Raw genomic sequence first — 10,874 nt, forward strand, 5'->3', positions numbered from 1 at the left:
GGTCCACACGTCAGTAGAGAGCGGAAGCCAACTTACGACGGGCCGCGATGACGATCGGTTCTGCCGGGTCGAACAGTTCGAACAGTTCGAGCAGGCGCGTCCGAGCGGCAGCCTTGTCGTCGCCGGCAGTTCGCGAGACCACCGAGATCAAGCGCGCGAACGACGCCTCGGGTTGCTGGGCGAACATTTCCAGGTCGGCCGCAGCGAACTGCAGTTCGAGATCGGACGGATCAGCATCCGCGGCCGCAATCGACTCGGGATCGACACCCTGAACCCGAGCCATGAACTTCACCTGGCGGACAGCGCTCTTGGCCTCCGCATTGTTGGGTTCGGCGTCGAGAATTTCCTGGTACGCAGCGATGGCGGCGTCGAGATCGCCCTCGTCCAGCGCGGTTTCAGCGGCCACGAAGCGAGGATCCTCGACCTCCTCCACCGGTTCGTCCGCGTCGGAGACCGGCCCACTCAACTTGCCCTCGACAGCTTGGAGGACTGCGTCGAACCACTGGCTGAGCTGCGCCTCCGGCTGAGCGCCCTGGAAATCGGCCAACGGCTGACCGGCCGCGACGGCAACAACCGTCGGCACCGACTGGACGCCGAAAGCCTGCGCGATGCGAGGACTCACGTCGACGTCGACGTTGGCAAGAATCCACTTGCCGCCGGCTCGCGCTGCAAATGATTCGAGAACTTCGGTGAATACGACCGAGGGCTCGTATGCGCGGCCACCGATGTTGACGATCACCGGCACCTGGCTCGACTTCAGCAGGACTTCGCTTTCGAAGTTCTCCTCGGTCACCTCGATCACTGCCCCGGAGACAGCAGAAACGGCCCCGTCGCCGCTGGTGTTACGCGGCGGTGGTGGGGCCGTGGCCCGCTCTTTGAAGGCGGACAAGTCGACTGCGCCGCTCATGGCGGCAGCAACTGCGGACGAACGCGCGGGGGGCCTGGAACCTGGTCGAGTCACGGCTCCCAGTTTGTCACGAGTTGCGAGAAGCTACGTAGAGGGATGCAGCACTCAGACGAGCGCCGCGTTGCCCTTGGACGCCTCGAACTCCGTGGACAGCTCACCGAGCTTGCCGTTTCGCACTGCCCAGCGTTCGAAGATGACGGTGCCGAAGGGCGGAACGCTCGAGATCAGCGCAAGGATCGTGGTCTTGACGTCCCACTTGAGCGACCACGCGGTCAGGAGTGCAACAACGATGAACACCAGGAAGCCGGCGGTTCCGTGGACCATTCCGGGGATGCGAATCGCTTCTTCGTGTCCGAGGACCCACTTGAAGAACATGGCAACCAGCAAGGCCGCCCAGGTCACAGCTTCCCACCACGCCACCAGACGGAAGCGTTTCGCGGGAGTGGATACGTCAAAGATGTTCGCCATGAGGCCATTGTGCCCGAACAACTACGACGCCCCGTAGTTGTGTGAGCAAAACCACGGGGCGTCGCAGAGCGAGAGCGCTCGTTCAGGTGTATTTAGACACTCAGGCCTTGGGGACGCGGACGATGAGTGCGTCGCCTTGTCCGCCGCCGCCGCAGAGTGCGGCTGCGCCGATGCCGCCGCCGCGGCGTTGCAGTTCGAGGGCGAGGTGCAGGGCGATGCGGGCGCCGGACATGCCGAGGGGGTGGCCGACGGCGATGGCGCCGCCGTTGACGTTGACCTTGGCGGGGTCGAGGCCGAGTTCGCGGGTGGAGGCGATCCCGACGGCGGCGAATGCTTCGTTGATTTCGACGAGGTCGAGGTCGGTGGGGTCGATGCCTTCCTTCGCGCAGGCTTTGGCGATGGCCCGGGCGGGTTGGGACTGGAGGGTGGAGTCGGGTCCGGCGACGACGCCGTGGGCGCCGATTTCCGCGATCCAGGTCAGGCCGAGTTCTTCGGCTTTGGTTTTGCTCATCACGATCACGGCGGCGGCGCCGTCGGAGATCGGGGAGGCGGAGCCGGCGGTGATGGTGCCGTCCTTGCTGAACGCGGGACGCAGTTTGCCGAGGGATTCGGTGGTGGTGTCGGCGCGGATGCCTTCGTCCTGGGCGAAGACGATGGGCTCGCCCTTGCGTTGGGGGATGGAGACGGGGACGACTTCGTTGTCGAAGAGGCCGTCTTTCCAGGCGCGGGCCGCGTTCTGGTGTGAGGCGGCGGCGAAGGCGTCCTGCTCGGCGCGGGTGATGTGGGCGGTTTCTTGTTGGTTGACCTGTTCGGTGAGCAGGCCCATGGCCTGGTCGGTGAAGATGTCGTGGAGGCCGTCGTAGGCCATGTGGTCGCGGAGGGTGACGTCGCCGTATTTGAAGCCTTCGCGGCTTTTTTCGAGCATGTGGGGTGCGCGGGACATCGATTCCTGCCCGCCGGCGACGACGATGTCGAATTCGCCGGCGCGGATGAGTTGGTCGGCGAGGGCGATGGCGTCGATGCCGGAGAGGCACACTTTGTTGATGCTCAGGGCGGGGACGTTCATGGGGATGCCGGCGGCGACGGCGGCTTGGCGGGCGGGCATCTGGCCGGCGCCGGCGGTGAGGACCTGTCCCATGATGACGTAGTCGACCTGTTCGGGGGCGACTGAGGACTTGTCGAGGGCGCCTTTGATGGCGATGCCGCCGAGGTCGGACCCGGAGAGGTCTTTCAACGATCCGAGGAGTCGACCCATCGGGGTACGAGCTCCCGCAACAATCACAGAACTGGTCACGATTTCCTCCGGCTGCAAAAGAGAGATAGTCGTCGGTTCCGTGCGGCCTAAGAGCCAAGTCACATCCCGACGTGTACTCCTCAAACGGTAGCGCTACCGTGAAAGGTATGACACAGACCTCCCCCAGTTCTGCACTCGCACCTTTGTCGTCCGACCTCGTCGTCGCGATCGATCACGTCGGAATCGCGGTGCCCGATCTCGACGTGGCAATCGCGTGGTACACGCAGCACCTGGGCATGGTGTCGACCCACGAGGAAATCAACGAATCGCAGGGCGTGCGTGAGGCCATGCTCTCCGTCGTCGGCTCCCCCGCCGGATCCACTGCCGTTCAGCTGCTCGCGCCTCTGGACGAGAATTCGACCATCGCCAAGTTCATCGACCGAAGCGGCCCCGGACTCCAGCAGCTCGCCTACCGGGTCACCGACATCGACGCCATCTCCGCCGAGCTTCGCGACCGCGGGGTTCGGTTGCTGTACGACGCTCCCCGACGCGGTACGGCCAACTCGCGCATCAACTTCATCCACCCGAAGGACGCCGGCGGCGTCCTGGTGGAACTGGTCGAACCCGACGCGAGCCACTAGCAGACCCGACTCCAGCTCGTATGCCAGGTAGATTGTCGCCATGGCATACGAGCAGGACCGCGGTTCGATCCAACTTCCGTTCCAGATCGCACGGAAGGGATACGACCGCGACGAGGTACGTAACTACTTCGAGCGATTCGACGCGGAGCTGCGAGTTACCGCGGCAGATCGTGATGCTGCCGCTGCGCAGGCCCGTGACCTCGCCAAGCAGCTCGACGATGCACGCGACGACATCGACGACCTCCGCAAGGACGTCGACCGCCTCTCGGTACCGCCCACCACTGCGGAGGGCATGAGCGATCGCATCAGCCGCATGCTGCGCCTTGCCTCCGACGAGGCCTCGGAGGTGCGCGCGAAGGCCGAGGCCGACGCAGCCGAGATGACCTCCATCGCCGAACAGGACGGCGCCCGCCTTCGTGGTCACTACGAGTCGCTGATCGCCGAACTCGAGGACCGTCGCAACGCGATGGAAACCATGCACGAGCAGACCATGGCGCAGGCCCGTACCGAAGCCGCCCGGATCGTCGAAGCCGCGCAGGCCGAGCGGGATCGACTGGCTGCCGAGTCCGAGGCCAAGCGCACTCAGATCCGCGAAGACTTCGACATCTCGATGTCGGAGCGCCGCGCCAAGGTCGTCGCCGCCGTCAACGAGCTGGAGTCATCGAGCAAAGCAGAGGCCGAGCGTCGACTCGCCGATGCGTCGCACGAGGCTCAGCGCAGGCTGCAGGCCGCCACTGATCAGTCCGAGCGCAAGATCGCTCACGCGAAGGAACTCACCGAAGAACTGCGCGTTCTCCGTGGCCGAATCCTGGCTCAGCTCTTGGGCATTCGCGGACAACTCGATTCGGTTCCGGCTATGCTCGCATCGGTCAACCGGGAGAGCGAACTCCTCGATGCACCGCCCGCTCCGGTCATCGTCGAAGCCGAGGAAGATCTCGAGATCGAAGACAAGAAGGCCGACGCAGATAAGGTCGACGCAGATCCGGTCAAATCAGAACCGAGTATCGACGAAGACGACGTTCTCGAGGACTCGGACGAGACGAACACCGCCGAGATCGACACCCGCGCCGTCGAGCAGCGAGCCCAGTCCAGGAACTGATCGACGCTCAGGACCACCGTCTGGTCAGGCTGCGCGTACCGCGGCCTGACCAGCATCCGGTATGCCAGTGTCGACGCTCGTTCGCGCCGCCCGGTTCCGAAGGCCACGTCACCACGTGAGCGACGCCGGGTCTGATGTCGTGATCACAACCGGGGCATCGATAGAACTTCGTCGCGTTGGAGCCGGGTATCGGCCTCACCATGTACATTTCACCGCCCGGCCCGGGTTCCTCCCGGACCAGCGCTCCGCCGAACAACACGCCGCTTGGTGACGCCGACTCCGCGCTCGAATCCCGAGCACGCCGAGTATCCGTTCGACGGGTTTGCTTCGGCGAAGGTTTGCGGCGCGGCATGGTTCGAGTCTAAACAGCGTCAGAAGAGGCGGAACTCGGTGCTTTCGGTGCCCCGCAAGGCCTCGTAGTCAAGGACCAGGCAACGGATCCCACGGTCGTTGGCCAAAGTCTTTGCCTGCGGCTTGATCTGTTGCGCTGCAAAAACTCCCGTGACCGGCGCGAGCAGCGGATCGCGGTTGAGCAATTCGAGGTAGCGCGTCAACTGCTCGACGCCGTCGATCTCACCGCGACGCTTGATCTCCACCGCCACCGATGCACCGTCCGCGTCTCGGACCAGAAGATCGACCGGCCCGATGGCCGTCATGTACTCACGTCGCACCAACGTGTAGCCGGGGCCGAGTGTCTCGACATGCTCCGCCAGAAGTTCTTGAAGGTGTGCCTCGACACCGTCCTTGATCAATCCCGGATCGAGACCGAGTTCATACGACGAATCGTGCTCGACCTCTTCGAGAGTGATCCGCAGTTCCTCGCCCGCCTTGTTGGTGACGACCCACAGGATGTCGTCGCCGTCCCCGGTGGTCTCGACCAACCAGCACGGCGGACTCATCCAGTTGAGCGGCTTGTACGCCCGATCGTCGGCATGGATACTGACCGAGCCGTCGGCTTTGACCAACAGCAGTCGTCTTGCGGTAGGGAGGTGGGAGGTCAGGCGTCCCACATAGTCGACACGGCAACGAGCAATAACTAGGCGCACCGGACCACCCTAAGCGATCATTACGACTACTCTCGACACACTATGCAGCGAAGCCGTGTCCCGAGTGCGCCCCTGGGGTCGTGGCTGCTCGGATCCACCGACGAAAGCCCCAGGCGCCGCCGAATCCGCGTCCAGGCACTACTCACCGCCCCCCTCCTGGTCACAAACCTGATCGGAGCGGTACTGGCGATCGTGCTCATCGGATTCGTGGTTCCCGGACCCGCGATCATCCACCCCGAATTCGCATGGATCAACTTCATTGCCGTGCCCGTCTTCATCGGGTGTGTCTTTCTCATCGGACTGCTGTGGGGCACCAAACGGCTGATGCGGGATCTTCGATGGGCCACCGAGGATCACCCACCGACAGAGCAGAATCAACGCGCGGCGCTGCGCGGGCCGTGGCGACTGACCCGAGTGCAAGCCGTCCTGTGGACGGCCGCGCTCATCACCTTCACGACCATGTACGGAATCGTCGACCCCGACACTATTCCGAAAGTTCTGTTCACCGTGGCTTTCAGCGGTATCACCACGTGCGCTTTCTGCTACCTGCTCAGCGAGTTCGCACTCCGCCCGATTGCTGCGCGTGCACTCGAATCCGGAGCACCCCGCAAGGCTGCCGTTCTCGGACTGACCGGCCGGACAATCCTCGTCTGGCTGCTCGGAAGCGGAGTCCCCGTCACCGGCTTGATGCTCGTAGCGGTCTTCAGCTTCATCCGGCCTGCTTCGTGGCAAGCCCTCGCGACCGCGATCCTCGTCATCGGCGGAATCACTCTGTGCGTCGGACTCGGGCTGACGTACATCAACATCCGATCAGCCGCGGCTCCCATTCGGTCCGTACGCCGAGGCATGGAACAAGTCACCCGTGGCGACCTCACCGCGTCCGTCGTCGTGTACGACGGAACGGAACTGGGACTACTGCAGGCCGGCTTCAATCGCATGGCCGAGGGTCTGCGCGAGCGAGAGCGAATACGCGACCTCTTCGGGCGCCACGTCGGACACGAGGTTGCCGCAAACGCGGTTCGCCGAAACCCGGAACTCGGCGGTGAAGAACGTGACGTTGCCGTACTCTTCGTCGACGTCATCGGATCGACCACCATCGCGGCCACCAACTCCCCTACGGCGGTGGTCGCTCTACTCAACCGTTTCTTCGACGTCATAGTCGACGAGGTCGACGCACACGGCGGATTCGTCAACAAGTTCGAGGGCGACGCAGCGCTGGCGATCTTCGGAGCGCCGACGACACTCGACGATCACGCCGGCAGCGCACTCGCCGCTGCCCGCAAGATTCAGCAGCGCCTGCGTGCCGAGGTTCCGGAAGTGAGCGCGGGAATCGGCGTCGCCGCAGGTGTTGCCGTAGCCGGGAACGTCGGTGCGCGAGAGAGATTCGAGTACACCGTCATCGGTGATCCCGTCAACGAGGCGGCGCGACTGTCCGAAGTTGCCAAGACGGTTCCCGGTAACGTCGCCGCATCCGGTCGGGCTGTGGCTGCCGCTGACAGCGCCGAGGCTGCACAGTGGTCGATCACCGAGAACATCACCCTTCGCGGCCGCCTCGAACAGACCGAGCTCGCGATTCCGTGCGACGCTCTGGAGTCCGAGACCAGCCCGTCAGACTCCGTGCCCGTTCAGCCCTGACCCCACCTCCCCCCTGAGCGAACGGCACGTTCGGTCGGTCCAAGGCGATCAACGCCACGTTCGCTCGATGACTTTCCCGCTTCTCGACGGTCTATATCGGCACAGCGAAAATCCGACGACGCCTGGGAGATGGGTACGACTATGAAACTGACGACCTTTACCATCGTCACTCTCGACGGGGTGATGCAAGGACTCGGTGGTCCGGACGAAGATCGCCGTGGCGGATTCGAGCGGGGCGGCTGGTCCGCGCCATTAGTGGACACCGAAGCCATGGATTACCTCGTCCAGGTCTACCAGCGAGCTGACGCGTTCCTGTTCGGGCGACACACGTACGAGATCTTCGCCGGCTATTGGGGCGCGTTCGAGAATCCCGACGTCAACCCCATTGCAAGCGCACTGAATTCGCGGCCCAAGTACCTTGCGTCGACGACGCTCACCGATCCGCAATGGACGAACACGACAGCCCTTTCAGGTGACACCGCCACAGCTCTCGGCGAACTGAAAGCCAGACCCGGCGGTGAGCTTCAGGTGCACGGCAGTGGCAACCTGTGCCGCTGGCTTTTCGCGAACGATCTGGTCGACGAGATGATCCTGCTGATCGTTCCGGTGGTGGTAGGCCAGGGCACGCGACTGTTTCCCGACTCCGGACCGGACATCGCACTAGAGCTGGCCGAATCGCGAGCCACATCAAAGGGCGTGACGATTCAGAGGTATCTGCCGGCTGGCCGGCCGAAGTAAGCGACTGCCACGGCCGACGGCATCGACTGATCCGGGCAAAGTGCCTGTCGTCCTCAGGCGTTTTCACGCCCCTAATGGTGTGAACGTACCGTTCCCCTCGCCTAAGAGGGTGAGCGTGTCGTTCGCTCGATCCCGGGCGGGGTGGTGAGTCGGCGGCGTGCCCGCCCCTTTGATGGTGTGAACGGTGCGTTGGGTCGATCTGAGGCGACGAACGTGCCGTTCGCTCGAAGTCGGGGGTGCCGGCGGCGGTGCTTTCGGGTGATGGTGGTGGTGGTGGGGTGTTTTGGGTACGAGAAAGCCCCCCAACCATCACTGGTTGGGGGGCTTCTCTAATGTGTGTTCGGCGGTGTCCTACTCTCCCACACCCTGTCGAGTGCAGTACCATCGGCGCTGAAGGGCTTAGCTTCCGGGTTCGGAATGGGACCGGGCGTTTCCCCTTCGCTATGACCGCCGTAACTCTATGAAACTGTCACAGTAACCTTCTTCTGATCACCTGGTTTCACCACCCGTCAACACCAGTTTCTGGTGTTGGGGGATGGAGAAAACAGGGTTTCTCATCAGTATCTGTGTGTTGTTTCAGATACCGCACAGTGGACGCGTAGCTTCTTTGTGGTAAGTCCTCGGCCTATTAGTACCAGTCACCTGCATGCATTACTGCACTTCCAGTTCTGGCCTATCAACCCGGTGGTCTGCCGGGGGCCTTACCCCCTCGAGGGGGTGAGAAACCTCATCTTGGAACAGGCTTCCCGCTTAGATGCTTTCAGCGGTTATCCCTTCCGAACGTAGCTAACCAGCGGTGCTCCTGGCGGAACAACTGGCACACCAGAGGTTCGTCCGTCCCGGTCCTCTCGTACTAGGGACAGCCTTCCTCAAGTTTCTAACGCGCGCGGCGGATAGAGACCGAACTGTCTCACGACGTTCTAAACCCAGCTCGCGTGCCGCTTTAATGGGCGAACAGCCCAACCCTTGGGACCTACTCCAGCCCCAGGATGCGACGAGCCGACATCGAGGTGCCAAACCATCCCGTCGATATGGACTCTTGGGGAAGATCAGCCTGTTATCCCCGGGGTACCTTTTATCCGTTGAGCGACACCGCTTCCACTTGCCGGTGCCGGATCACTAGTCCCGACTTTCGTCCCTGCTCGACCTGTCAGTCTCACAGTCAAGCTCCCTTGTGCACTTGCACTCGACACCTGATTGCCAACCAGGCTGAGGGAACCTTTGGGCGCCTCCGTTACATTTTGGGAGGCAACCGCCCCAGTTAAACTACCCACCAGGCACTGTCCCTGAACCAGATCATGGTCCGAGGTTAGAGGTCCAATTCGATCAGAGTGGTATTTCAACAACGACTCCACGATAACTGGCGTCACCGCTTCACAGTCTCCCACCTATCCTACACAAACCGAACCGAACACCAATACCAAGCTGTAGTGAAGGTCCCGGGGTCTTTTCGTCCTGCCGCGCGTAACGAGCATCTTTACTCGTAATGCAATTTCGCCGAGTCTACGGTTGAGACAGCTGAGAAGTCGTTACGCCATTCGTGCAGGTCGGAACTTACCCGACAAGGAATTTCGCTACCTTAGGATGGTTATAGTTACCACCGCCGTTTACTGGGGCTTAAATTCTCAGCTTCGCTCCGAAGAACTAACCGGTCCTCTTAACCTTCCAGCACCGGGCAGGCGTCAGTCCGTATACATCGTCTTACGACTTCGCACGGACCTGTGTTTTTAGTAAACAGTCGCTTCTCACTGGTCTCTGCGGCCCCACCCAGCTCAGACAGTAAATGTCGTCACCAGACAGGGCCCCCCTTCTCCCGAAGTTACGGGGGCATTTTGCCGAGTTCCTTAACCATAGTTATCTCGATCGCCTTAGTATTCTCTACCTGACCACCTGTGTCGGTTTGGGGTACGGGCCGTGTGAAAGCTCGCTAGAGGCTTTTCTCGGCAGCATAGGATCACTGAATTCGCCTCAATCGGCTACGCATCACGTCTCAGGCTATGTGCGACCCGGATTTGCCTAGGTCACGCCCTACACGCTTACACCAGTATTACCACTGACTGGCTCAGCTACCTTCCTGCGTCACCCCATCGCTTGGCTACTACCAGATCAGGTCCCATGCATCCACCAACTCGAGACCCGAAGGTCTTCTCGTGGCTTCAGGATGGTTAGTATCACTGATTCACCATGGGCGCGTTCACACGGGTACGGGAATATCAACCCGTTGTCCATCGGCTACGCCTGTCGGCCTCGTCTTAGGTCCCGACTCACCCTGGGCGGATTAACCTGGCCCAGGAACCCTTGGTCATTCGGCGGACGAGTTTCTCACTCGTCTTTCGCTACTCATGCCTGCATTCTCACTCGTGTGGCCTCCACGGCTAGGTCACCCTGCCGCTTCCATGGCCACACGACGCTCCCCTACCCATCCACACACCTGCCAGAAAATCCGTGGATCAACTGGGGGCTATTGCGTGAATGCCGCAGCTTCGGTGGTGTACTTGAGCCCCGCTACATTGTCGGCGCAGGATCACTTGACCAGTGAGCTATTACGCACTCTTTCAAGGGTGGCTGCTTCTAAGCCAACCTCCTGGTTGTCTTCGCGACCCCACATCCTTTTCCACTTAGTACACGCTTAGGGACCTTAGCTGGCGATCTGGGCTGTTTCCCTCTCGACTACGAACCTTATCGCCCGCAGTCTCACTGCCGCGCTCTCACTCACCGGCATTCGGAGTTTGGCTGATTTCGGTAAGCTTGTGGGCCCCCTAGACCATCCAGTAGCTCTACCTCCGGTGAGAAACACGCGACGCTGCACCTAAATGCATTTCGGGGAGAACCAGCTATCACGGAGTTTGATTGGCCTTTCACCCCTACCCACAACTCATCCCCTCAGTTTTCAACCTAAGTGGGTTCGGTCCTCCACGACGTCTTACCGTCGCTTCAACCTGGCCATGGGTAGATCACTCCGCTTCGGGTCTAGAGCATGCCACTACGATCGCCCTATTCGGACTCGCTTTCGCTACGGCTACCCCACACGGGTTAACCTCGCGACATGCCACTAACTCGCAGGCTCATTCTTCAAAAGGCACGCCATCACCCCCAGCAGTAAACT

9 protein-coding genes and 2 rRNA genes (1 of these 11 only partly in view) are annotated in these 10,874 nt (G+C 61.9%); 4 read left to right on the forward strand and 7 right to left on the reverse strand.

What is annotated here, in order from left to right; genetic code table 11:
• Nucleotides 1-10: 10 nt before the first annotated feature.
• The 3 genes from M0639_RS18825 to M0639_RS18835 form a co-directional block, all read right to left on the reverse strand.
• Complete coding sequence (locus tag M0639_RS18825) at nt 11-907, reverse strand: tetratricopeptide repeat protein (RefSeq protein ID WP_030537899.1); 897 nt, start codon at nt 905-907, stop codon at nt 11-13.
• Between the two features lie 105 nt (nt 908-1,012).
• A complete protein-coding gene (locus M0639_RS18830; protein ID WP_003945330.1) occupies nt 1,013-1,375 on the reverse strand; it encodes a DUF3817 domain-containing protein in 363 nt (120 codons plus the stop codon).
• 100 nt (nt 1,376-1,475) lie between these two features.
• Nucleotides 1,476-2,669, reverse strand: coding sequence for an acetyl-CoA C-acetyltransferase (locus M0639_RS18835; RefSeq protein ID WP_007733254.1), 1,194 nt, complete (start codon nt 2,667-2,669; stop codon nt 1,476-1,478).
• Between the two features lie 107 nt (nt 2,670-2,776).
• On the opposite strand from M0639_RS18835, the gene mce reads away from it, so the two are divergent.
• Nucleotides 2,777-3,250, forward strand: coding sequence for a methylmalonyl-CoA epimerase (mce, locus tag M0639_RS18840; RefSeq protein WP_037131968.1), 474 nt, complete (start codon nt 2,777-2,779; stop codon nt 3,248-3,250).
• Nucleotides 3,251-3,290: 40 nt separating this feature from the next.
• The gene (locus tag M0639_RS18845; protein ID WP_007733248.1) at nt 3,291-4,349 is read left to right on the forward strand and encodes a hypothetical protein; all 1,059 of its coding nucleotides are present in this window, start codon (nt 3,291-3,293) and stop codon (nt 4,347-4,349) included.
• Nucleotides 4,350-4,356: 7 nt separating this feature from the next.
• On the opposite strand, the gene M0639_RS18850 is transcribed toward M0639_RS18845, so the two are convergent.
• The gene (locus M0639_RS18850) at nt 4,357-4,701 is read right to left on the reverse strand and encodes a hypothetical protein (RefSeq protein ID WP_054828484.1); all 345 of its coding nucleotides are present in this window, start codon (nt 4,699-4,701) and stop codon (nt 4,357-4,359) included.
• 19 nt (nt 4,702-4,720) lie between these two features.
• A complete protein-coding gene (gene nucS, locus M0639_RS18855; protein WP_007733244.1) occupies nt 4,721-5,395 on the reverse strand; it encodes an endonuclease NucS in 675 nt (224 codons plus the stop codon).
• A gap of 42 nt (nt 5,396-5,437) precedes the next feature.
• Between nucS and M0639_RS18860 the strand changes: the two genes are divergently transcribed.
• Entirely contained in the window at nt 5,438-7,030 is a 1,593-nt protein-coding gene (locus M0639_RS18860; protein WP_042452409.1) for an adenylate/guanylate cyclase domain-containing protein, read from the forward strand.
• 141 nt (nt 7,031-7,171) lie between these two features.
• Entirely contained in the window at nt 7,172-7,768 is a 597-nt protein-coding gene (locus M0639_RS18865) for a dihydrofolate reductase family protein (RefSeq protein WP_064075793.1), read from the forward strand.
• A 338-nt stretch (nt 7,769-8,106) separates the two neighbouring features.
• Here M0639_RS18865 and rrf read toward each other — a convergent pair.
• A 5S ribosomal RNA gene (rrf, locus tag M0639_RS18870) occupies nt 8,107-8,223 on the reverse strand.
• 153 nt (nt 8,224-8,376) lie between these two features.
• Nucleotides 8,377-10,874 (reverse strand): 23S ribosomal RNA (locus M0639_RS18875); it runs 635 nt beyond the window's last position.

The organism is Rhodococcus qingshengii JCM 15477 (assembly GCF_023221595.1).
Lineage (GTDB): Bacteria > Actinomycetota > Actinomycetes > Mycobacteriales > Mycobacteriaceae > Rhodococcus_F > Rhodococcus_F qingshengii.

What these genes read in the sequence shown, in the direction of transcription:
- M0639_RS18825 (WP_030537899.1), bottom strand. Translation starts at nt 907, where the DNA reads ATGAGCGGCGCAGTCGACTTGTCCGCCTTCAAAGAGCGGGCCACGGCC.
- M0639_RS18830 (WP_003945330.1), bottom strand. Translation starts at nt 1,375, where the DNA reads ATGGCGAACATCTTTGACGTATCCACTCCCGCGAAACGCTTCCGTCTG.
- mce (WP_037131968.1), top strand. Translation starts at nt 2,777, where the DNA reads ATGACACAGACCTCCCCCAGTTCTGCACTCGCACCTTTGTCGTCCGAC.
- M0639_RS18845 (WP_007733248.1), top strand. Translation starts at nt 3,291, where the DNA reads ATGGCATACGAGCAGGACCGCGGTTCGATCCAACTTCCGTTCCAGATC.
- M0639_RS18850 (WP_054828484.1), bottom strand. Translation starts at nt 4,701, where the DNA reads ATGCCGCGCCGCAAACCTTCGCCGAAGCAAACCCGTCGAACGGATACT.
- M0639_RS18860 (WP_042452409.1), top strand. Translation starts at nt 5,438, where the DNA reads ATGCAGCGAAGCCGTGTCCCGAGTGCGCCCCTGGGGTCGTGGCTGCTC.
- M0639_RS18865 (WP_064075793.1), top strand. Translation starts at nt 7,172, where the DNA reads ATGAAACTGACGACCTTTACCATCGTCACTCTCGACGGGGTGATGCAA.